The following is a 21,876-nucleotide window of genomic DNA, read 5'->3' on the forward strand; positions in this document are numbered from 1 at the left end:
CCGGCTCGCAGGAGAGGATGTCAAGCTCGTCACGGTGGACCGTCGCGAGGTCGATCTCTGCAACCAGGCCGCCGTGTTCGACTGGTTCGCAAAGGTGCGGCCGCAGGTCGTGTTCCTCGCCGCGGCCAAGGTCGGCGGCATCGTCGCCAACGACACGCTGCGCGCCGAGTTCATCTACGACAACATCGCGATCGCGGCCAACGTGATCCACGCCGCGCATCGGAACGGCGCAGAGAAGCTGATGTTCCTCGGCTCCTCCTGCATCTATCCGAAACTGGCGCCGCAGCCCCTGCGCGAGGACTCGGTGCTATCAGGCCCGCTAGAGCCGACCAACGAGCCCTATGCGATCGCCAAGATCGCCGGCATCAAGATGGCGGAGGCCTATCGCAGCCAATATGGATGCGACTTCATCAATGTGATGCCGACCAATCTCTACGGCCCCGGCGACAATTATCATCCCGAAATGAGCCACGTCGTCGCCGCGCTGATCCGCCGCTTCCACGAAGCCAAGGTTGCGGGCGCCGGAAGCGTCGTCGTGTGGGGCACCGGCACGCCGCGGCGCGAGTTCCTCTATGTCGACGACATGGCGGATGCCTGCGTGCACCTGATGAAGACCTATTCGGCTGCCGAGCTGATCAACATCGGCACCGGCCAGGACATCACCATCGCCGAATTCGCGCGCGTCGTTGCCGAGGTCGTTGGCTACCGCGGCGAGATCTCCTTCGACACCTCGCGGCCCGACGGCACGCCGCGCAAGCTGCTCGATGTCAGCCGCCTCACGAAACTCGGCTGGCGCGCGACGACCTCGCTTCACGATGGCTTGAAGCGCGCCTATGCGGCGTATCAGGCCGGCGCGCCGGTGACAGCGCAAGAGTAGGAACCTTCGCCGCAAGCACGAGTTGGCCGGTCGGGCAGGGCGAAAAGCCACACGAGGCCGACCGTGCAGCAAGACGTGCGCGTGCGCGCCACCGCGCAAATCAACGAGGCGCGCGGCCGTCCCGTCGGCGTCGCCATCGACAAGACAGGTGCGCTGCTCGTCGCCGACGACACCGGCAACACGGTGTGGCGGGTGAGCGCGGCGCATCCGCCGCTCACGCAGCGATAGGTTTGCCGGCTGGAGATGATTGTTCAACGCCAGGGAGTTTGACGATGGGCCTTGCTCAATATGCGATCGTACCGGTCAAGGACGAATGGGGTGTGCTGCACGACGGCAACATCAATGGCAAATACGCCACCAAGGAATCCGCGTTCGAATCGGCGGTGGCCGCTGCCTCACTGGCGCTGCGCCAGGGCCATGAGGTTCATGTCAGCGTCCCCGGCCGCGAAGCGGGCGAGACAGCGCTCGGCAGCTAAAGCATGATCCGGAAAAGTGCGAAGCGGTTTTCCGGAAAGATCATGCGTCAACGACAATCCAAAGCGCGATGACGACTCACCCAAATCTCATCGCGCCTTAGCTTCGTCACACGATCAGCCGGCCGCGCCGCGCGGCGATCCCGATCGTGACCTCGGCGCCTGCGTTGAAATCGAGGCGGTCGGCTTCCACGCCGTCGCTGAAGATGACGCCGTTTTCCGCCATCAGCGAGCGGATGCCGGCAGAATTCACGCTGCCGGACTTGCAGCGCGTCCACGAGATCGCGCTCGACCGCCCGCTGGAGAAGAGCGCCTTCCGGACGCGGATCCTGTCGGCCGACATGATCGAGCCCGTTGCCAGGATGCGGCGCGGCCCGAACCGTCCGGCGCAGCTCCATCGTCTGCAGCTCTATCGTCTGAAGAAGGACAGCGAGCCCGTGTATTCGTGCGGACGTTCAATCCGCCGGAATGATATCTCGCGGCGAGGTGCCGAGCCGCCGCTCCGCGAACATGACTGCTGTCCGGAGGCAGACGCTCCGGCCTAGATAACATCATGTTAGGTTTATCGCATAACTGGGTAATTGTGTTAGCCCAGCGAAAGCCTATTGTCGCGACCAATCAGACACCCATCGGCAGTGACCAGCGCTCGCGAAACCCCCGCAGAGCGCCCGCAGATTGCTGTCCAATTGTTCAACGAAGCCCGCCAACGGGACGTCAGCAAACCAGGGAGGAATTTTGAAATGGTCACGACTCGCGCGATCCATCAGATGAGTCAGTCCAGGAAGGCTGCTGCCAGCGGCTGGATCGGGTCGGCTCTCGAATATTATGACTTCTTCATCTACGCGACCGCTGCGTCGCTGATCTTCCCGCAAATCTTCTTTCCGTCAGACAATCCCACCGTCGCAATCGTCGCATCGCTGGCGACCTATGGGGTTGGATATGTGGCCCGGCCGATCGGCGCCTTCGTTCTCGGACATTGGGGCGACACCCATGGGCGCAAGACCGTCCTCATTGTCTGCATGTTCCTGATGGGCATCTCGACCATGGCCGTTGGCCTTCTGCCGACCTATCACCAGGTCGGTATCCTCGCGCCGATCCTGCTGGTCATCCTGCGCCTCGTGCAGGGATTTGCCGTGGCCGGTGAAATCTCCGGCGCGAGCTCGATGATCCTGGAGCACGCGCCGTTTGGACGGCGCGGCTTTTACGCGAGCTTCGCCCTTCAGGGCGTGCAGGCCGGTCAGATTCTCGCTGCAGCCGTCTTCCTGCCGCTGGCGGCCTACATGCCGACCGACGCCTTCAACAGCTGGGGCTGGCGGATTCCCTTCCTGCTCAGCTTCTTCGTCATCGTCGCAGGCTACATCATTCGTCGCGAAGTGGACGAGACGCCTGCCTTTGCCCGCGAGGACGAGCGGGGAGAAACGCCGCGGGCGCCCATTGTCCAGGCCATCAAGCTGAGCTGGCGCGACATGCTCAGGGTCATCTGCATGGCTCTGATGAACGTCATCCCCGTCGTTGCGACCATTTTCGGTGCGGCCTACGCGGTCCAGCCCGCCTATGGCATCGGCTTTGCCAAGGACGTCTATCTCTGGATCCCGGTGCTCGGAAACATGCTGGCCGTGTTCGTCATTCCCTTCGTTGGCCATCTCTCCGACAAGGTCGGCCGCAAGCCTCCGATCATCGTGGGCGCGCTGCTCTCCGGCCTGCTCGCCTTCGGCTATCTCTACGCGATCAGCATCCGGAATGTGCCGCTCGCGATCCTGCTGTCGCTCCTGATGTGGGGCGTCGTCTACCAGGGCTACAACGCGATCTTCCCGAGTTTCTACCCGGAACTGTTTCCGACGCGCACCCGTGTGTCGGCGATGGCGATCTCGCAGAACATCGGAACGACCATCACCGCGTTGCTTCCCGCTTTGTTTGCGACCGTGGCGCCTCCCGGCTCGGCCAACATTCCGTTGACGGTGGGAGCGATCGCGTTCGGCATCACGGTCATCGCGGCGCTGGCGGCCGTCACCGCCCGGGAAACCTACCGGATCCGCATCGACGATCTCGGCAATCCCAAGGCCGTTCCGATGGCGCGGGCCGACTATGAGCGGCAGCGAGCCGAAGCGGCGAGTAGCGCGGCCGCAATTCCGACCTGACGGGAGTGCAAGGAGCCGTGCCGCTGCGATCGATGATGTTTGCAGCGGCAGGGCTCGATGCGTTACGAGATTGTCGATTCGAACTTTTGGGCGCGTGAGCGCGATCATCAAGAGGTTGCAGGATGAACCCCGTCGTCGTTGCCGTCGCTATCACCGGCTCCGTTCCGCGCAAGAAGGACAATCCGGCGGTGCCCATCCTGCCGTCCGAGCAGATCGAGTCGACGCAACAAGCCTTCGAGGCCGGCGCCACGCTTGCCCATATCCATGTTCGCAACGATGACGAGACGCCGTCCTCCGATCCCGAGCGATTCGCCCTCGTGCAGGAGGGGATCAGGAAGCATTGTCCGGGGATGATCGTTCAATTCTCGACCGGCGGGCGGGGCCGCGATCCCTCGGCGCGTGGATCATCGCTCTACCTGAAGCCCGACATGGCCTCGCTGTCCACGGGATCAGTGAACTTTCCGACGATTGTCTACGAGAACAGCGCCGCCCTGGTCGAGACTCTCGCCACTGGCATGAAGGCCGGCGGTATCCGGCCGGAAATCGAGATCTTCGATCTGTCGCATCTGCATGGCGCCCGCCGCCTGATCGAGGCGGGACTGATCGACCCGCGTCCGCACGTGCAGTTTGTCATGGGCGTCAAGAACGCGATGCCGGCCGACGAACATGTCCTCGATATCCTGCTGGGAGAGCTCAGGCGCCTGATCCCGCAAGCGACGTGGACCGCGGCCGGGATTGGACGCCATCAGGCCGAGGTCATGGGCTGGGCCCTCGCGCGCGGCGCGGACGCGGTTCGCACCGGGCTCGAGGACAATATCAGGATTGACAAGACGCGGCTGGCCGCCAGCAACGCGGAGCTGGTGACCATCGCCTGCGGGGCTGTCGAGCGCCAAGGCCGGCGCGTCGCGACCGCGGCCGAGGCGCGATCCCTGCTCGGGCTCGCGGGATAGGGGCCTACTGCCTCCTCCTGACATGCTTCCGGCTGCCTTCTGCCATTCGGCGGCTGGCGTTCCCGTGCGCTGAGTCTCCGGCTAAGACATGCCCACAGGCGCGATCTGCGCCTGCCGGGCAGGCGACGTTTGGAATGCGGTTCTTGAAATCTGACGGCAGGCTCATCGGGGTCCTGCTGGTGCTTGCAATCACCCAACTCATTGGATGGGGAACGATCGGCCTTCCGCCGATCGTCGGCCGCGACCTTGCGGCCGATCTCGGCATGAGCCTGCCGATGGTATTTGCGGGCACCTCCACGCTTTATGTCACCATGGGGCTGTGCGCGCCCTGGCTCGCCAAGGCGTTTGCGCGGCACGGCGCACGCAAGGTGATGATGGTGGGCACCGTTGTGGCCGTGCCGGGCTACGTCGTTCTGTATTTCGCGCGCGAGCCGATGCTTTATTTCGTGGCCTGGGTCATTCTCGGCATGGGCGGCAGCGCCACGCTGTCGACCGGTGCCTATATCATGCTCAACGAGGTTGCGGGGCGCAAGGCCAAGAACGCCATCGGCGCGCTGATGCTGGTGACGGGCCTTTCCAGCAGCATCTTCTGGCCGACCACCTCGTTTCTCAGCGGCCATTTCGGCTGGCGGGGCACCTGCCTCGTCTACGCCGCCATGCTGATCCTGGTCTCGCTTCCGCTCTACGTCTTCGGCGCGCCGCGCCGGAATGGTGTGAAGGACGAAGGCGGCTCGGCTGCAAGACCCTCCGATGCGCCTGCGATTCCGCGAAGCACCTTCAACTTGGTCGTCGTCGCGATCACGCTGAACGCCTTCGTGAATTTTGGTCTCGGCGCCGTGCTCATCGAGCTGCTGCGGGCGGAAGGGCTGGCGCCGGCCCAGGCCATCGCCTTCGGTTCGATGCTCGGCGTGATCCAGGTCAGCGCCCGCGGGCTGGACTTCCTCGGCGGCGGGCGGTGGGACGGAATCACGACCGGGCTTGTCGCCGGCACGGCGCTCCCCGTGGCCATGCTGCTGCTGATGCTGAGCGAGGGAGCGACCTGGGCGGTCGCGGTCTTCATCCTGCTCTATGGCGCCGGCAGCGGCGCGATGGCGGTGGCGCGGGCAACCATCCCGCTCGTGTTCTACGACCAGGCCGAGTTCGCCAAGGCGATGTCGATGATCGCGCTGCCGCTCAATCTGGCTTCCGCGATCTCGCCGCCGCTCCTTGCCGCTCTGCTCACCCAGTTCGGCAGCCGCGGCGCGCTGGGCCTGACCCTGGTGTTTTCCTGCGCGACCGTGCTGATCCTGGTCCTGCTCGGCCGCCGCCGGCCGCAGGTGGCTGCGGCTGCTGTAACCTAAGGCAATATTCACGGCGCGGAATTCGATCGCGATGGCCGATCCGGCCGCCGGGGCAGGGATGGCCGTATGCCCGGAGTGCAGTGCTCAGGCTGCGAAAATGGTGTATCCGCAGGGAGCGCGGCCGCGGCCGAACCTCAGCGCTCGGGCCGCCGCGCCAAGACCCAGTTCCCCGGAGGAAGTCGACATGTCGGCCTTGCCGCTCTCAGGCATCAAGATCCTTGACCTCACCCGCGTGCTCGCCGGGCCCTTGTCGGCCCAGATGCTGGGCGATCTCGGCGCGGAGGTCATCAAGATCGAGCGGCCGGGCACCGGCGACGACGCGCGCGCCTTCGGGCCGCCTTATCTGACCGACCCTGACGGCAAGGCGAACAACAACAACTCGTTCTATCTCTGCGCCAACCGCAACAAGAAGTCGGTCACGGTCAACATTGCCAAGCCCGAGGGGCAGGCGATCATCCGCGAGCTCGCCAAGGACGTCGACGTCTTCATGGAGAACTACAAGGTCGGCGATCTCAAGCGCTACGGCCTCGACTACGAGACCATCAAGGCGATCAATCCCGGCATCATCTATTGCTCGGTGACCGGCTTCGGCCAGACCGGACCTTACGCGCCGCGCGCCGGCTATGACGCCATCCTGCAGGCGATGGGCGGCCTGATGAGCGTCACCGGCCATATGGACGGCGAGCCGGGCGAGGGCCCGATGAAGGTCGGTCCCTCGATCGTCGACTACATGACCGGCATGAACACCTCGATCGGCATTCTTTCGGCGCTCTACCATCGCGACGCCAATGGGGGCGTCGGACAGCATCTCGACGTCTGCCTGCTCGATACCGTGATTGCCTCTCTCAGCCACTGGCTCCAGATCTACCTCGTCAACGGCAAGACACCGCCGCGCCGCGGCACCTGGGGCAATGGCGGCATGCCGGCCGGCGTGTTCCGCTGCACCGACGGCGAGCTGATGCTGGTGGTCGGCAATGACGGCCAGTTCCAGCGTACCTGCGCGGTGCTCGGCGAGCCCGAGCTCGCCAACGACAAGCGCTTCGTCAGGAACAACGACCGCGTCATGCACGGCAAGGAGATCATGGCGATCTTCGCCGGCCTGTTCCTGAAGAAGCCGGTGGCCTACTGGCTGGACAAGCTGGAGGAGGCCGGCGTTCCGTCGGGTCCGATCAACAATTTCGAGCAGGTGTTCAACGATCCGCACGTCCAGTCGCGCGGCATGCGGGTGAAGACCGAGCACAAGTTCGAGCCGGAGCTGTCGCTGATCCGCAACGCGCTGACCTTCTCGGAGACCCCGATCAAGAATTACCGCGCCCCGCCGCTGCTCGGCGAGCACACAAAGGAGGTGCTCGGCGGCAAGCTCGGCTATGATGCCGGCAAGATCGAGATGCTGAAGCAGCAGGGTATTATCTAGCGCTTTCCTTCTTCGCCTCTCCCCGCGGGTGGGGAGAGGGGGCGCAGCTACTCTGCGGCGATGGCGCGCGCGATGCTCGGCCTTGCCTGAGGCTTGCGCGCAATCCCCAGATAAACCCGGTCCGTACTCACACAGGCTTCCGCTTCGCGCTCGACTCTGATTCGATCTCCCTACGAGTTCCGGGAGGGAAGCGCATGTCCTATACGATCGGGTTCCAGGCCAAGAACCAGAAGGCAATTCTGGCGACCGAGGCGGCAACCGCCAATCAGGCCGTCGCCATCATTGCCGCGCTGCGGCAAAGCGCCGACGAAATCAAGTTCATCCGCTCGCCGCAGGAAGGCGAGATGGGTATCGAGATGCTGCTGCTGCTCGCCAAGGAAGAGGCCGAGGAGATGCCGCAGCGGGCCTGACCCCCGCGACGACCACACTTCGATCAGAAGCGAAACATGCCGGCTGCAATATAATGTAGCAAGGCGCCAACCTCGCTCGAACCGAAGGTGGCCGCCCATGAAACGCGAAGCGCTCCGCGTCGAACCGATCTCGTCCTTTCTCGACCGCTGGAAGGCGCCGACCTCGCCGGTGACGCGCGCCGGCAACATGATCTTCGTTGCCGGTCTGCCGCCGTTCGATCCTGAAACGGGCGAGATCGCCTCCGCGCCGATCGAGCGGCAGAGCGAGATCATCATGGAGCAGATGAAGCTGTGCCTTCAGACGGCCGGCGCCTCCCTCGACAACGTCATGAAGTGCAATGTCTACTGCACCTCGACGAAGCATTTCGCCGCGTTCAACGCGGTCTATGCGCGCTATTTCCCGATCGATCCGCCGGCGCGGATCTTCGTCTGCACGCCGGAATGGTTCGCCCCCTTCGACGTCGAGATCGACTGCATCGCGATGATGTGAGGTGAGTGGCCGTGGTCATCCTTCGAGACGCCCGCTTAGGCGGGCTCCTCAGGATGAGGACGGAGTGTGCGGCAGCAGGATCAACGGGCACCGATGCCGCTTAGCCTCATCCTGAGGAGACCGCGAAGCGGTCGTCTCGAAGGACGAGGCGTGCGCTCGATTCGATCGAGGTCATTCGTCAGCGCGCGTCCCTCGCCAGCGCACGCGCCGGCGCCTTGGCCTCGGCCTTGCCCGCCGTCAGCGCCATCGTCGCCACGCTGACGACGCGTGCAACGACGTCCTCGACGTCGTCGAGGTCGCACTTGCCTTCCGACAGTTTCGTCAGTCGCTCGCTCTCGCGGATGGTGTGGTGCGCCATGGCGAGCGCGAAGTTGAGGCCCCAGTAGATATCGACGTCGCTGCGGTCGGGCAGGGACCTGCGCATCGCGCCGGCGAATTTGCGCAAATGGTCGATCTCGCGGTTCTTGATGCGGCGGATCGGCGGCACGGATTCGATCGAGGCGCGGATCATGAAGCGCGCCGCGGTCGAGCGCTGGTTTTCGGGGCCGAGGCAGCCGCGCAAGGTCGGGCCGACGAGGGCGCGCAGGATCACCTCGATTGGCGCGCGGCCGCCGCCCTCTTCTTCCGCCGCCTTCAATTCGCGCAGGCGTTCGCGGTTGGTGGCGATCGAGCGGGAGACGAACAGCTCCGCGATCAATTCGTCCTTCGAGCCGAAATGATAGTTCACCGCCGCGAGGTTGACATTGGCCTCCGCGACGATGTCGCGCAGCGTCACGTCGCCGAAGCCGCGATCGGCGTAAAGCCGTTCGGCGGCGGCGAGAATGGCAGACCTCGTATGATCGCTGGCCATGGCTCTTTATCCCGTCATTCCGGGGCGCGACATCGTCGCGAACCCGGAATCTCGCGCCGCAACTTCTGGATTCCGGGTTCGACGCTTCGCGTCGCCCCGGAATGACGAGGAGGGCGCGAAGTGCCGAGGGAGTTGCAATTCAAACAGTTGTATGAAACTATCGTTTGAAGGCCGGGAAAAGTCAATCCGCAATCGGGACTCGTTCGCAACTGCGATCAGGCCTGAGGCTTCGCAAGGCGCGCGCATTCACGCTTGCGGGCCGCGCGCGGCGGGAGGACAGTCCGGCGCAAAACAGGTTCGAAGAGAGAAACGAGGAGCGTCCCATGGATTTCGATCTGTCCCCCAAGCAGAAGGAATGGCTCGACCGCGTGCGGTCCTTCATGGCCAAGCACGTGCGTCCGGCGGTGCCGGTCTATGACGAGCAGGATCGCAGCGGCGAGCGCTGGAAGGTGATCCCGATCCTGGAGGACCTCAAGAAGAAGGCGAAGGCCGAAGGCCTCTGGAACATGTTCATGCCGCCGTCCGAGCATGAGGATGATGAATTCCGCGGCGCGGGATTGACCAATCTCGAATACGCGCTGCTGTCGGAAGAGATGGGCCGCATCACCTGGGCCTCCGAGGTGTTCAACTGTTCCGCGCCCGACACCGGCAACATGGAAGTGTTCATCCGCTACGCCACCAGGGAGCAGAAGCGCAAATGGCTGCGGCCGCTGATGGACGGCGAGATCCGCTCGGCCTTCCTGATGACGGAACCGGCAGTGGCCTCGTCCGACGCCACCAACATCGAGACCCGCATCGAGAAGGACGGCGATCACTACGTCATCAACGGTCGCAAATGGTGGTCGTCCGGCGTCGGCGATCCCCGCTGCAAGATCGCGATCCTGATGGGCAAGACCGATCCGAAGGCGGCCAAGCACCAGCAGCAGTCGCAGATCCTGGTTCCGCTCGACACGCCCGGCATCAAGGTCGAGAAGATGCTCCCCGTCTTCGGCTTCGACGACGCGCCGCACGGCCATGCCCAGGTGCTGCTCGACAACGTGCGGGTGCCGAAGGAGAACATCCTGCTCGGCGAGGGCCGCGGCTTCGAGATCGCGCAGGGCCGCCTCGGTCCCGGCCGTATCCACCACTGCATGCGCACCATCGGCAAGGCCGAGGAGGCGCTGGAGAAGATGGTGAAGCGGCTCTCTTCGCGCTCCGCGTTCGGCAAGAAGATCATCGAGCATTCGGTGTGGGAGCAGCGCATCGGCGAGGCGCGTACCGACATCGAGATGAATCGTCTCCTTTGCCTCAAGGCCGCCGACATGATGGACAAGGTCGGCAACAAGGCGGCGCAGCTCGAGATCGCCATGATCAAGGTCGCAGGCCCCAACATGGCGCTGAAGATCATCGATCAGGCGATCCAGGCCTTTGGCGGCGCCGGCGTCTCCGACGAGGCCGGCCTTGCCAAGGACTACGCCCACATCCGCACGCTCAGGCTCGCCGATGGTCCGGACGAGGTGCACAACCGCGCCATTGCCAGACTTGAAGTTCGGAAGTATGCAAACTCTCCCGGTCATTAAGAGGGAGTGCCGGTTGGCGCTCCCGATTTGAAGAAACGACAGGGCATGATTGGGTGACCGCTTGACGCAAGTGCGTCAGCGGTTACCGATTAGGATCATGCTCGACCTGAAATGGTCAGGACTGAAGAGGGAGCGTCATCGTGGCCGACGGCGTCAGGAAAGACGAGGAGTTCTCGGGCACCAAGCCGGTCGAGGAGCGGCATCGTTTCGACGAGCTGCGCCTCGAGGCGTGGATGCGCGACAACGTCGAAGGCTATGAGGGACCGCTGGTCGTCCTCCAGTTCAAGGGCGGCCAGTCCAACCCGACCTATCGGCTGAACACGCCGAAGCGTTCCTACGTGATGCGCCGCAAGCCGTTCGGCAAATTGCTGCCGTCGGCGCATGCGGTCGATCGTGAATATCGTGTCATCGCGGCGCTGGGAAAACAGGGCTTTCCGGTCGCGCGCGCCTATGCGCTGTGCCAGGACGACGGCGTCATCGGCGCGGCCTTCTACATCATGTCGATGGAGGAGGGCCGGGTGTTCTGGGATCCGACGCTGCCGAGCCAGGATGGCGATGCGCGTCGCAAGATCTTCACCAGCAAGATCGAGACGCTGGCAAAGCTCCACATGTTCGACCCCGTCGCGATCGGCCTTGGCGATTTCGGCAAGCCCGGAAATTATTTCGCGCGCCAGATCGACCGCTGGACCAAGCAATATCGCGCCTCCGAAACCCAGCACATTCCGGAGTTCGAGAAGGTCGCCGAATGGCTGCCCAAGACCGTGCCGGAACAGGCGCGCGTCTCGATCGTGCACGGCGACTACCGCCTCGACAACATGATTTTCCACGCGACGGAACCGCGCGTGCAGGCCGTGCTGGACTGGGAGCTGTCGACGCTCGGCGATCCCATGGCCGACTTCACCTATCTGCTCATGCAGTGGATCATGCCGGGCCTGCAGGGCGTCGACCTCAAGGCGCTCAACATTCCAAGCCTGGAGGAGGCCGCGCAGATCTATTGCAACGCGACCGGGATGAGCGTGCCTGATCTCAACTGGTACTTCTCCTACAACCTGTTCCGCCTCGCCGGCATCACGCAAGGCATTGCGGGGCGCATCCGCGACGGCACCGCCGCCAACGCCAAGGCGCTCGAATCCGCCAAGCGCACCGTGCCGCTGTCGCAGGCGTCGTGGGAATACGCGCAGAAGGCGGGGGCGGTGTAGGAACGACAAGGCGCGGCTGACGGCCGCGCCTTTCTTTTTGAGGTCCTCGCTGCTCCGACACACTCCGCGTCGTTGCCCGCGAAGGCGGGCAATCCAGTATTCCAGAGGCAGCACAGGGACACGGAGAAGCCGCGGCGTACTGGATGCCCCGCCTGCGCGGGGCATGACAGCTTCCGTAGGGCGCAGCTTCGTAGCCCGGGTGAGCGACTTGTCCGCCGTAGCTCGAAGAGCGAAGGCGGAAGCGATACCCGGGACAGCCGTCCCGCATATCGCTTGCGCTCATGCGGGCTACGACATCGCGACCTTTGACATCTCGCGCTCCGATCCTATCTCCGCGGGGCACGGAGACTGATCATGATCCAGCAACTGCGCATCTACGAGATCTTCGAGAAGAACAAGGCCGCGTTCCACGTCCGGTTTCGCGATCACGCAGCACGCATCATGCGAGCCAGATATGGCTTTCGGATCGTGGCGATGTGGGAGACGCGGCACGGTGACCGTACCGAATTCGCCTATCTCCTGGAGTGGCCCGACGAGGCCGCCAAGACGTCGGCGTGGGCGGCGCTCATGGCGGACGCCGAATGGGCCGAGATCAAGCGGGTCACTCACGCCGAGCATGGGCTCATGGTCGGCCAGATCGAGGATCGCCTGCTCGTGCCGGTGGACTATTCGCCCTCGCTCAGCCTGTTACACTGACCCGGCATCGGGACCACGCCCATGATCGACCACACCACCCTCATCACCTACATCCTCATCGTGCTCGGCTTTGTCTTCATTCCCGGTCCGGCCACGCTGCTCACCATGGCGCGCGCCGCAAGCTCCGGAACGAAGGTGGGTATCGCGACGGGCGCGGGGATTGCTGCGGGTGACGTGATCCACACCAGCATGGCGATCGTCGGCCTCTCGGCGATCATCGCCACTTCGGCGCTCCTGTTCGGCATTGTCAAATATGCGGGGGCCGCGTTCCTGATCTATCTTGGCATTCGCGCCATGCTTGAGAAGGCACCGATCGAGCTGAACGGCGGAGCGCCCACGATCAGCGCAGGTCGCGCATTCCGCGAGGCCGTGCTGACCGAGGTGCTCAATCCCAAGACGGCGCTGTTCTTTCTGGCGTTCCTGCCGCAGTTCGTCCGGCCGGAACACGGCGGCACCGCGCTGCAGCTTGCGGTCCTCGGCATCGTCTTTGTGCTGCTCGGCCTGTTGAGCACCGTCGTGTTCGCTGTAGGGGCCGGTCGGCTCGGCAATTTCCTGCGCCGCCATCCGGCCGTCGTGAGGTGGCAGGGCAAGGTGGTCGGGACCATCTATTGTGCCGTCGGCGTGCGCCTGGCATTGCAGGAGCGCTGAGGCGCGACGCGCTCTCGTAGCTCCCGTAGCCCGGGTGAGCGCAGCGATACCCGGGACAGTGGTCCCGCATGTCGCTTCCGCCTTCGCTCTTCGAGCTACGGCGGACAAGTCGCTCATGCGGGCTACGCACTGCTCCCACACACTTCCGTCATTGCGAGGAGCCCGCGACAAAATTGCAAGGCAATTTTGCGCTGGTGCGACGAAGCAATCCAGACTGCCCCGGCAGAACGATTCTGGATTGCTTCGCTTCGCTCGCAATGACGAAGAGAAGCCTTACCCCTTCGCGCAATGCGCGATCAGCTTCTCGACGAACCCCGCGCATTTCAACAGCTCCGACATCTCGACGAACTCGTCCGGCGTGTGCGCCTGCGCGATCGCGCCGGGGCCGATCACCACCGAGGGGATATCGGCCATGCTGGCGAACAGGCTCGCCTCGGTGCCGAAGGCGACCTTGGCGTGGTCGTTGCGGCCGGCGAGGCTCTTGGCCAGCGTGACGATTGACGCATCGGCAGCGGTGTCGAGCGCGGGATAGTCGAGGATCTCCTCGAAATCGATGCCGCACTCCGGATGCCGCGCCTTCATCGCCGGCTCGATCTCGGCCTTGGCCCAGGCGACGATCGCATCCGTCACCTCGCGCGACTCGGTGATGCCGATGCCGCGGCATTCGAAATCCACCGTGCAGGTATCGGGCACGATGTTCAGTGCGGCGCCGCCATGGACGATGCTGGTGAGCAGCGTCGAGTGCGGAACGTCGTAGAGGCTGTCCGTCGATCTCTTGCCAGCGAGCAGCACGGCGCGGCGGCGGATCTCGACGATCAGCTCGGCGGCATATTCGATTGCGTTGACGCCGTCGGGCGCGATCGAGGAGTGGCGGGCGAGACCGCGGAAGGTGGCGCGCACGCCGTGCTTGCCCTTGTGGCCGATGATGACCTGCATCTGCGTCGGCTCGCCGATGAAGGCGCCGAGCGGCCTGATCTTCTTCCTGGCGACCTCGCCGAGCATCGGCCGCACGCCGACGCAGCCGATCTCCTCGTCATAGGAGATCGCCAGATGAATCGGCGTCCTGAGCCTGGCCTCCAGCATCTCCGGCACCATGGCGAGACACACTGCGACAAAACCCTTCATGTCGGTGGTGCCGCGGCCGTAGAGCCTGCCGTCGCGCTCGACCAGCTTGAACGGATCGTGGCTCCAGTCCTGGCCCACGACCGGCACGACGTCGGTGTGGCCCGACAGCACGAGGCCCGGGCGGTCCTCCGGCCCGATGGTGACCCACAGCGAGGCCTTCTGCCCGGTCTCGTCGACGATGCGCTCAAAGCCAACGCCGAGCGCGGCGAGATAGCTTTCGATATGGGCGATCAGGGGCAGGTTGGTGCGGTCGCTGACGGTGTCGAAGCCGACGAGGTCGGCGAGGAGCTTGCGAATCCGGTCGGGTCTTGTGTCCAGCATTCTCGGGATCATGTGATGGGAGGGGTCGTGGTCGGCTCTGCCGGCCTGCACGAACCATACCAACGGAACGGCACGACGTGCAAACCCGCTGGGCGGGCGGGCGAGCCAGGTCGGCCGTCCGAATGCGCTCAGTTCTTCTGGGCCGCGTTCTTCTTGGCCGGGGCGGGCGCCGGCGCCGCGGCGGTTTCCGGCGCTGCTTGTGGCGTTGCGACCGAAATGCCGTAGGGCCGCCACTGGTTGGCGACGTTCTGGAAGGTGAGGTCGAAATTGATCTGGAGCGGGCGGGTCGGAAAGAATCCTGTCAGACGCAGCATCTTGTTGGGATCGAGATAAGGCGGCGTCGAGAGCTGCGGTGCGGCAAGCGCCACCGAGAACAGGTCAAAATTCCGTCGCCGCAGGTCGGTGAAGCCAAGCGCGAGATCGGCGGCGCTGTTCCTGGCCTGGAAGTCCGGCGCGGCGAGGTCGCGCAGCACCGAATAGTTGCCGGTGCGGTTGGCGTCGTTCAGCGTCAGCAGCGTCGAGCGGATCAGGTACAGCGCCTGCTCGGCGCTGATGGGAAGCTGCGGCTGTTGCTGCTTGGCGGCGGCCTTGTCGTCCTCGGCCATGGTCGAGCTCATGACCGCCAGCGACATGGTGACCACCACGCCCAAAGCGAGGGCGAGATATTTCCGCACGCGCATGGCCAAATCCAGCCTCACCATCCGAGCCTGACTCCGACACGCGCGCCGAGCAGGTTCTGGTTCATGCCTGCAAAAACGTGCATCGTTATTCCTCAAACAAACCGACCCAATGACATTAGCGGTTCGATCGAACGGAATCTGTCACCGCCCGGCAACATCAGGCCGGGACCATTCCGCCGGAGTGAGGCGGGCCGCCGGCGCCGACCGGTAGAATCCGTAGCCCGGGTGAGCGAAGCGATACCCGGGACCGGTGGCGAGAAAAACCCGGATATCGCTTCGCTCATCCGGGCTACGAGATCTTGCGTTGCCCGACGGGCAAGACACGCAAGATGCCGGTCAACGCGCACCGTCGAAAATATTCCACTTTACCGAAATTCGGAATTGGCGTATCTGTCGCCGCACTCCGGCCCAAGGAAGAGGGGCGTATCGCGATCGTCACGAACGCGGGCCGGGCGGCGGTGGACGTGGGTCACATCGGCGCGAAAGGCATCGCAGGGCGGGCAACCGTGAGCGAAGGCATCGCGCGCACGACCGGTGTGATCGGCGTACGGCCAAATCGTGTCGTCCTGGCGCCCGGGGTCTGTGCGCCAAGTCTTGCGGTGATGTGTGCGGCCCGACCGGACCGCGCACATCAGCCATCCGCAGGGCGACGGGGGCAATAGTGCATCGCTCCCCGGGGAGAGCACGACATAAGCCGTTCCAACCATCGCGCAGGGAAGGCCGGGATGTCTCCGGTTGCCCTGTTTCCCGCCGTGCATCGTAGCGCAATCCGCGTTTGGCATGGCGGCCAATGGGAGCCAACCGGCTCCCGGCCTTCCCTGCGCCCTCTTTCTTTGGAGGGTGAGGCGACGAAGCAAAGCTCGGGCAGAAGAAGCCGCGAGGATGCGAAGGTGTGTCTGCACGAAAGCGAATACGGACGTTGCCGCAAGCCCTATGCATCACCGTCACCCTGAGGTGCGCGCGCTGCGGCGCGACAGCGTCGCAGAGCAAGCCTCGAAGGGCGACGGCCCGGCTGCACCTACTCGGCCGCTCATCCTTCGAGGCTCAGCATGCGATGCATTCGCATCGCACGCCTCGCACCTCAGGATGACGGAACGAACAAGAACGATAATGCTAAACCGGCTTGCCCGTATACGGCATCGACGCCGTCAGGCCGCCGTCCACCGGGAACGCCTGGCCGTTGACATACGAGGCTTCGTCGCTCGCCAGGAACAGTCCCATCGCCGCGAGCTCGTGCGGCTGGCCGGGACGCTTCAGCGGATTGAGCTGGCCGATCTTGTCTTGGGTGCCGCGCTCCTTGGCGCGGTCGAAGATCGGTTTCGTCATGCCGGTTTCGATCAGGCCCGGGCAGACCGCATTGATGCGCACGCCGGTGCCGGTGAGCGAATAGGCGGTGGTCTGCACCAGGGAAATCACGCCGGCCTTGCTCGCCGCATAGGGATGGCCGCTCGCGCCGGCCTTGAGGCCCGCGACGGATGCGGTCAGCACGATCGCGCCGGACTGCTGCTTCACCATGTGCGGCATCGAGTGCTTCACCGCGAGGAACGGTCCGATCAGATTGACGCGCAGCACCTCCTGCCAGTGCTCCACGGTTTGCTCGCCGAGCGGGACGAGCCCGCCGGAGACGCCGGCATTGGCCCAGATCACGTCGAGCCGGCCGTGCGTCTTCACCGCCTTGTCGATGACCGCGATCACATCCTTCTCGGACCCCGCATCCGCGACCATCGCTTCCGCGATGCCGCCGGCCTTCTTCACCTCCTCGACGGTCTCCTTCACCGCCTCGGTGCGATCGACCGCGATCAGCCTGGCGCCTTCCCTGGTGAACAGCAGCGCAGCGGCGCGGCCGATGCCGCTGCCGGCGCCTGTGATGATGACGGATTTGTCTTGCAGGCGGCCCATGCGTTTCTCCCTTTGGCTCGCGCACGACGCTTGCCGCGCGACGGAATTTCAAACAAGATTTCAAACGGTAAAGTGTCTTGAGACACGTTCACACCTGACGTACAGCGACATTACACGGGATGGAAGGGTTTCGATGGCAGGCGCAGACAAGCCGAATGTGGTCACGACACGGTGGTGGTGGGTCCGTCACGCGCCCGTGCGCAATGACGGCGGCAACATCTACGGGCAGAGCGATATTGCCTGCGACACCAGCGACACCTATGTGTTCAATGCTGTTGCCAAGGTGCTGCCACGCGAGGCGGTCTGGTATTCGAGCAATCTGATGCGGACGCATCAAACGGCCGAAGCGATCTGGGCGGCCGGCTTTCCAAGGCCTGCGTCAATGAAGTGGGAAGCGGACCTTGCCGAGCAGAATCTCGGCCGCTGGCAGGGCATGAACCGCGCCCAGTTCATCGCCAGCCGTCCCGTCGGCACGAGCTGGTTCGCCGACATCAACGAGCCTGCGCCCGGCGGCGAAAGCTTCATGGACCTCTACAACCGCACGCGCTGCACCATCGAGCGGATCAACACCGAGGCGGCGGGGCAGGACATCGTCGCGGTCGCGCACGGCGGCACCATCAAGGCCGCGCTGGGGCTCGCGCTCGATGGCCAGCCGGAGCGGGGGCTGTCGTTCGACATCGACAATTGCTCCGTGACGCGGCTCGACTATTTTGCGAGTCCCGAGCGCACGGTCTGGCGGCTGCCGATGGTCAATCAGCAGCCGTGGATCGCGGATGATGCGCACGCGGCGATGCACCAGCTTGCGGGACCTGAAGTCAAGAAGCTCGCCTGAGTGAGCTGTCATCCCGGGATGGTCCGAAGGACCAGACCCGGGATCTCGAGATTCTCAGGTGCGCAACTGCACACCAAAGTTCGATGCTTCGCATCGCCGCGTAACGATATTGAATACGAAGATCAATCTGGGAGAGAAACATGACCTTGTTCGACATGAAGGGGAAAGTCGCCGTCATCACCGGCTCGACGCGCGGCATTGGGCTCGCGATCGCCGAGCGCATGGCCGAGCACGGCGCCAAGGTGGTGATCTCCTCGCGCAAGGCCGACGTCTGCGACCAGGTGGCCAAGGGCATCAACGACAAGTTCGGCAAGGGCACCGCTGTCGCGATCGCCGCCAACATCTCCTCGAAGGAAAATCTGCAAAACCTGATCGACGAGAGCAACCACGCCTTCGGCAAGATCGACGTGCTGGTGTGCAATGCCGCATCGAACCCGTACTACGGTCCGCTCGCCGGCATCTCCGACGATCAGTTCAGAAAGATCCTCGACAACAACATCGTCGCCAACAACTGGTTGATCTCGATGGTGGTGCCGCAGATGATCGAGCGCAAGGACGGCTCGATCATCATCGTCTCCTCGATCGGCGGCCTCAAAGGCTCGACCATCCTCGGCGCCTACGCGATCTCCAAGGCCGCCGACATGCAGCTCGCACGCAACCTCGCCTGCGAATACGGCAAGCACAACATCCGCGTGAACTGCATCGCACCCGGCCTGATCAAGACCGATTTCGCCAAGGCGCTGTGGGACAATCCGGAGAACCTGAAGGCCTCGACCTCGCGTTCGCCGCTGCTCCGCATCGGCATCCCCGACGAGATCGCCGGCGCGGCCGTGTTCCTGGGCTCGAAGGCTGGCGACTTCATGACCGGCCAGACCATGGTGATCGACGGCGGCGCGACGATCAGTTGACGCGCGCGCGGGAAGGGGCGATTGCGTCGCCCCAACATCGGTGTCATCGCCCGCGAAGGCGGGCGATCCAGTACGCCGCAGCGGATGTGATGAGAGCGAGTTCTCCAACGAAGGCCGCGGCGTACTGGATGCCCCGCCTTCGCGGGGCATGACAGTGAGTGTGGAGACGCAGCGTTGCGTGTAAAGCGCCGCCCCTCAATCCACCGCTGCGTACACCAGATCCCGCACCAGCGTGCGCGTGTAGTCGCGCTGGCCCGGGCCCTGGCTCATGAACACCGCGAACAGATCCTCCTTCGGGTCGATCCAGAAGAACGTCCCCGCGATGCCGCTCCAGAAATACTGGCCGACGCTGCCGGGGAAGGGCGCGATGCCGGCCTCGCGGCGCACGGCGAAGCCGAGGCCGAAGCCGTGACCGGGCGAGAGCAGGGTGCCGTTGGTCTTCACCTCGGGCCCGAGGTGGTCGGAGGCCATCAGCTCCAGCGTCTTGCGGCCGATGATCCTGTTGCCGTCGAGCATGCCGCCATTGCGCAGCATCAGCGCGAAGCGGGCGTAGTCCATCGTGGTGGAGACGAGGCCGCCGCCGCCGGATTCCATCACCGGCTGTTCCAGCATGTTGAACAGCGCGACCTTGTCGCCGGTCCAGGGATCGGCCGCGAACGGCTCGGCGAGCCTGTTGGCATTGGTCTCGCTGGTCGCAAAGCCGGTCTCGGCCATCTGGAGCGGGGCCAGGACGCGCTCGGTCAAGAACGCGCCGAGCGTCTTGCCGCTGACGACCTCGATGATGCGGCCGAGGATGTCGGTGGAGCGGCTGTAGTTGAACTCGTCGCCGGGGTGGCAGACCAGCGGGAAGCTCGCCACCAGCGCCGCGTGCTCGGCATTGGTGATCTTGCGGCTGCGCACCCGCGAGTCCTGGTAGATCTTGTGCACGGGGCCGTCGCCCTGGTGCTCGTAGGTCAGGCCGGAGGTGTGGCGGAGCAGGTCCTGCACCGTCATCGGGCGCCTTGGTGGAACCAGGTCCAGCCTGCCGCCGCTGACCACGCCGACCTTCTGGTCGGCAAACGCCGGGATGAACTTGGCAACGGGATCGCCGAGCAGGAGGTGGCCGTCCTCGACCAGCGCCATGACGGCGACCGAGACGATCGGCTTGGTCATCGAGAAGATGCGGAAGATCGAATCAAGGGCCATCGGCGCTGATGTGGCCGGGCTCTGGCGGCCCAGCGCCTCGAACCAGCCGACCTGGCCGCGGCGGGCCACGAGCACGGTGATTCCGGGGATGGTGCCCTTGTCGATCTCGCGCCTGAAGGCGTCCGACATCGCCTGGAGGCGCGGCCGCGACAGGCCCAGCGTCTCGGGCTTGGCCTCAGGCAAGGGCGGTGTTTTCGGCGCGGTTGCGGGGCTAAGGGCGGCTGTCGCGGTCATGGTCACTCCCGGGGGCACATTATTATCGGGAGCGAACTGTGGCCCAGAAGGCGCGGCACAAACAAGCGAAGCGAGCGCGCTTCTCCCTTGCAATCCGGCCGTCCCCTGTGCTTGAAAGCGGCCGTGATCCTAAGGCGACGCAGGGTCCGTAGGAGTGTAGCTCAATTGGTAGAGCACCGGTCTCCAAAACCGGGGGTCGCAGGTTCGAGCCCTGCCACTCCTGCCAGCGAAATCAACCACTTAGACTAGATATCGGCGGGATGGGACAAGATCTCCCCGGCAGGCGCTCGCCGTCGTCGACCGCGATTGGGATCCCGGCTGGGTGGGGACTAGTGTGCGGGGGGCGGTCCGGCGTTGGCAGGAACCTGATCGAGATCGACATCCCGAATCGGAACGCGGCGGAGCAGCGAGACGATGGTCCCGACGAGCTCGAAATAGGTGTGCAGGTCACCGGCATGCTTCGCCTTGCCTGGGGCAATCAGTCCTTTGCCGGATTTGCCTTGCGCACTGAGAGGCGGACCGTCCTCCAGGAAATTGGCAGAGGTCACCATCAAGCCGGGGCCGATCGCGGGAATAACGCCGCTCGATCGTTCGAAGGCGGATGCGATGCCTAGCCGCTGACGCGCCGCTTCCAGATCGCCTCAGCGAGAGCGATGTCGGCCACAGAATCTTCGCCGGAGGCCAGGGGCGTCCCTTGTTCGACGATATCGGCGACGAAGGCGTCGGCCTGACGCCGAAACGCCCAGCTCCCTTCGCGCATCAGCCGCGTGCGTTGTCCGCCCTGGTCGAGGATGACCTCTGCCTCCTGCTCGGCAAAGGGCGGGGGCAATTCGATGCTCAATGCGCCCCGCTCAAAATCGATCGTCAATCCTTCGCGCCAGGCACCTTCGGATCCATTCACGAGATCCAGCGTGCACGCGACGCCGTCGAAGTCGAGGGTTATGCGCGCAGCTCCCGTGTTCTCGAGGGTGCTTTCGGCGATTGTCGGCGACGATCCGAGCACGTAGCGCGCGAGATTGATGATATGGCTGAACACGTTCAGAAAATTGTCGTAGCCGGGCCGCATCGTGCCCGGCATCCAGTCGGGACCATCCTGCCAGAGCTCGAGCCCGTCCGGCCGGGTTTCGCCGGTCATGACAAAATTGTCGTGCGATCGGCCGGTGTCGCCGCCGAAGCACCAGCCTCTTGCTCCGACAACGCGTCCGAGCGAGCCGTCTGTGCGCAGACGCCTCAGTTCGGCCAGCGCGCGCGCCACGCCGGCGTCGTGACGCTTCATGTAGCCGATGCTGTAGACGAGGCGCTGTCGCCGCGCGGCTTCGACCAGCGACGCAGCCTGAACCGTCGTGTAGGCCATCGGCTTCTCCGACAGCACGTGCCGGCCGCTGTTCAACGCATCCAGCACGATCGGGCCGGTGGCGCGACGCTTGGTCACGACGACGACGGCGGATACCTCGCTGTCTGCGAGCAGCTCCCGGTGCGTGCCGTAGACCCGCGGGATGCCGAATTTCTTCGCCGCGGCGGTCGCCAGGTCAGGCCGGAGATCGGCGATCGCAACGACGCGGCAGGCGGGATTGGCGGCGAAATTGGCGAGGTGGCACATCTGGCCCACCATGCCCGTTCCGATGATGGCAATGCCTGGCCTCACTGG

At 64.6% G+C, this 21,876-nt stretch carries 24 protein-coding genes and 1 tRNA gene; 17 read left to right on the plus strand and 8 right to left on the minus strand.

All coding sequences use genetic code 11. The features are described from left to right. The 3 genes from XI09_RS02040 to XI09_RS02050 form a co-directional block, all read left to right on the plus strand. Positions 1 to 877: GDP-L-fucose synthase family protein (locus XI09_RS02040; RefSeq protein ID WP_271565468.1), on the plus strand; the 877-nt coding region annotated here is incomplete at its 5' end. Between the two features lie 63 nt (positions 878 to 940). Next, entirely contained in the window at positions 941 to 1,105 is a 165-nt protein-coding gene (locus XI09_RS02045) for a hypothetical protein (protein WP_271565534.1), read from the plus strand. A 44-nt stretch (positions 1,106 to 1,149) separates the two neighbouring features. Beyond that, entirely contained in the window at positions 1,150 to 1,353 is a 204-nt protein-coding gene (locus XI09_RS02050) for a hypothetical protein (RefSeq protein ID WP_271565469.1), read from the plus strand. Between the two features lie 106 nt (positions 1,354 to 1,459). Here XI09_RS02050 and XI09_RS02055 read toward each other — a convergent pair whose 3' ends face one another. After that, a complete protein-coding gene (locus tag XI09_RS02055) occupies positions 1,460 to 1,693 on the minus strand; it encodes a hypothetical protein (RefSeq protein ID WP_271565470.1) in 234 nt (77 codons plus the stop codon). Here XI09_RS02055 and XI09_RS45905 point away from each other — a divergent pair. The 7 genes from XI09_RS45905 (at position 1,587) to XI09_RS02085 (ending at position 8,092) form a co-directional block, all read left to right on the plus strand. Continuing rightward, a complete protein-coding gene (locus tag XI09_RS45905) occupies positions 1,587 to 1,895 on the plus strand; it encodes an NrtR DNA-binding winged helix domain-containing protein (protein WP_442869512.1) in 309 nt (102 codons plus the stop codon). The two genes, XI09_RS02055 and XI09_RS45905, sit on opposite strands and share 107 nt — an antisense overlap. Before the next feature lie 195 nt (positions 1,896 to 2,090). Then, positions 2,091 to 3,488: an MFS transporter gene (locus tag XI09_RS02060; protein ID WP_092192590.1), complete on the plus strand. Its 1,398-nt coding sequence runs from the start codon at positions 2,091 to 2,093 to the stop codon at positions 3,486 to 3,488. A gap of 122 nt (positions 3,489 to 3,610) precedes the next feature. Beyond that, a complete protein-coding gene (locus tag XI09_RS02065) occupies positions 3,611 to 4,438 on the plus strand; it encodes a 3-keto-5-aminohexanoate cleavage protein (RefSeq protein ID WP_271565471.1) in 828 nt (275 codons plus the stop codon). 134 nt (positions 4,439 to 4,572) lie between these two features. Then, a complete protein-coding gene (locus XI09_RS02070) occupies positions 4,573 to 5,778 on the plus strand; it encodes an MFS transporter (protein WP_271565472.1) in 1,206 nt (401 codons plus the stop codon). A gap of 184 nt (positions 5,779 to 5,962) precedes the next feature. Continuing rightward, positions 5,963 to 7,192 carry a CaiB/BaiF CoA transferase family protein gene (locus XI09_RS02075; protein WP_271565473.1) on the plus strand — a complete coding sequence of 410 codons (1,230 nt, stop codon included), beginning with the start codon at positions 5,963 to 5,965 and terminating at the stop codon, positions 7,190 to 7,192. Between the two features lie 194 nt (positions 7,193 to 7,386). After that, positions 7,387 to 7,602 (plus strand): hypothetical protein, encoded by a 216-nt coding sequence (locus XI09_RS02080; protein WP_271565474.1) that lies wholly within the window; start codon positions 7,387 to 7,389, stop codon positions 7,600 to 7,602. Between the two features lie 97 nt (positions 7,603 to 7,699). After that, on the plus strand, positions 7,700 to 8,092 hold the full coding sequence (locus XI09_RS02085; RefSeq protein WP_092192604.1) for a RidA family protein: 393 nt from the start codon (positions 7,700 to 7,702) through the stop codon (positions 8,090 to 8,092). A 178-nt stretch (positions 8,093 to 8,270) separates the two neighbouring features. On the opposite strand, the gene XI09_RS02090 is transcribed toward XI09_RS02085, so the two are convergent. Beyond that, on the minus strand, positions 8,271 to 8,942 hold the full coding sequence (locus XI09_RS02090) for a TetR/AcrR family transcriptional regulator (RefSeq protein ID WP_271565475.1): 672 nt from the start codon (positions 8,940 to 8,942) through the stop codon (positions 8,271 to 8,273). 323 nt (positions 8,943 to 9,265) lie between these two features. Between XI09_RS02090 and XI09_RS02095 the strand changes: the two genes are divergently transcribed. From XI09_RS02095 to XI09_RS02110, 4 genes are all read left to right on the plus strand, one after another. After that, complete coding sequence (locus tag XI09_RS02095; protein WP_271565476.1) at positions 9,266 to 10,501, plus strand: acyl-CoA dehydrogenase family protein; 1,236 nt, start codon at positions 9,266 to 9,268, stop codon at positions 10,499 to 10,501. Positions 10,502 to 10,641: 140 nt separating this feature from the next. Continuing rightward, positions 10,642 to 11,700 carry a phosphotransferase family protein gene (locus XI09_RS02100; protein ID WP_271565477.1) on the plus strand — a complete coding sequence of 353 codons (1,059 nt, stop codon included), beginning with the start codon at positions 10,642 to 10,644 and terminating at the stop codon, positions 11,698 to 11,700. A 354-nt stretch (positions 11,701 to 12,054) separates the two neighbouring features. Further along, positions 12,055 to 12,396 carry an NIPSNAP family protein gene (locus XI09_RS02105; protein WP_271565478.1) on the plus strand — a complete coding sequence of 114 codons (342 nt, stop codon included), beginning with the start codon at positions 12,055 to 12,057 and terminating at the stop codon, positions 12,394 to 12,396. 21 nt (positions 12,397 to 12,417) lie between these two features. Then, positions 12,418 to 13,044: a LysE family translocator gene (locus tag XI09_RS02110; RefSeq protein WP_271565479.1), complete on the plus strand. Its 627-nt coding sequence runs from the start codon at positions 12,418 to 12,420 to the stop codon at positions 13,042 to 13,044. A 273-nt stretch (positions 13,045 to 13,317) separates the two neighbouring features. Here the strand turns inward: XI09_RS02110 and argE are convergent, their stop codons facing one another. The 3 genes from argE to XI09_RS02125 form a co-directional block, all read right to left on the minus strand. Then, positions 13,318 to 14,490 (minus strand): acetylornithine deacetylase, encoded by a 1,173-nt coding sequence (gene argE / locus XI09_RS02115; RefSeq protein ID WP_271565480.1) that lies wholly within the window; start codon positions 14,488 to 14,490, stop codon positions 13,318 to 13,320. A gap of 128 nt (positions 14,491 to 14,618) precedes the next feature. Beyond that, positions 14,619 to 15,170 (minus strand): hypothetical protein, encoded by a 552-nt coding sequence (locus XI09_RS02120; protein ID WP_271565481.1) that lies wholly within the window; start codon positions 15,168 to 15,170, stop codon positions 14,619 to 14,621. Between the two features lie 1,113 nt (positions 15,171 to 16,283). Continuing rightward, positions 16,284 to 17,069 carry an SDR family NAD(P)-dependent oxidoreductase gene (locus XI09_RS02125; protein ID WP_271565482.1) on the minus strand — a complete coding sequence of 262 codons (786 nt, stop codon included), beginning with the start codon at positions 17,067 to 17,069 and terminating at the stop codon, positions 16,284 to 16,286. A gap of 133 nt (positions 17,070 to 17,202) precedes the next feature. On the opposite strand from XI09_RS02125, the gene XI09_RS02130 reads away from it, so the two are divergent. Next, complete coding sequence (locus XI09_RS02130) at positions 17,203 to 17,901, plus strand: histidine phosphatase family protein (RefSeq protein WP_271565483.1); 699 nt, start codon at positions 17,203 to 17,205, stop codon at positions 17,899 to 17,901. Positions 17,902 to 18,041: 140 nt separating this feature from the next. Then, positions 18,042 to 18,809: an SDR family NAD(P)-dependent oxidoreductase gene (locus tag XI09_RS02135; protein ID WP_271565484.1), complete on the plus strand. Its 768-nt coding sequence runs from the start codon at positions 18,042 to 18,044 to the stop codon at positions 18,807 to 18,809. A gap of 195 nt (positions 18,810 to 19,004) precedes the next feature. Here the strand turns inward: XI09_RS02135 and XI09_RS02140 are convergent, their stop codons facing one another. Then, entirely contained in the window at positions 19,005 to 20,228 is a 1,224-nt protein-coding gene (locus XI09_RS02140; RefSeq protein ID WP_271565485.1) for a serine hydrolase domain-containing protein, read from the minus strand. Positions 20,229 to 20,378: 150 nt separating this feature from the next. Here XI09_RS02140 and XI09_RS02145 point away from each other — a divergent pair. Next, positions 20,379 to 20,454 (plus strand) — tRNA-Trp (locus tag XI09_RS02145). 103 nt (positions 20,455 to 20,557) lie between these two features. Here the strand turns inward: XI09_RS02145 and XI09_RS02150 are convergent. After that, entirely contained in the window at positions 20,558 to 20,782 is a 225-nt protein-coding gene (locus tag XI09_RS02150) for a hypothetical protein (RefSeq protein ID WP_271565486.1), read from the minus strand. Positions 20,783 to 20,838: 56 nt separating this feature from the next. Next, positions 20,839 to 21,873 carry a Gfo/Idh/MocA family protein gene (locus tag XI09_RS02155; RefSeq protein WP_271565487.1) on the minus strand — a complete coding sequence of 345 codons (1,035 nt, stop codon included), beginning with the start codon at positions 21,871 to 21,873 and terminating at the stop codon, positions 20,839 to 20,841. Positions 21,874 to 21,876 lie beyond the last annotated feature (3 nt).

The organism is Bradyrhizobium sp. CCBAU 11386 (assembly GCF_028128955.1).
In the GTDB taxonomy this organism is placed as follows: domain Bacteria; phylum Pseudomonadota; class Alphaproteobacteria; order Rhizobiales; family Xanthobacteraceae; genus Bradyrhizobium.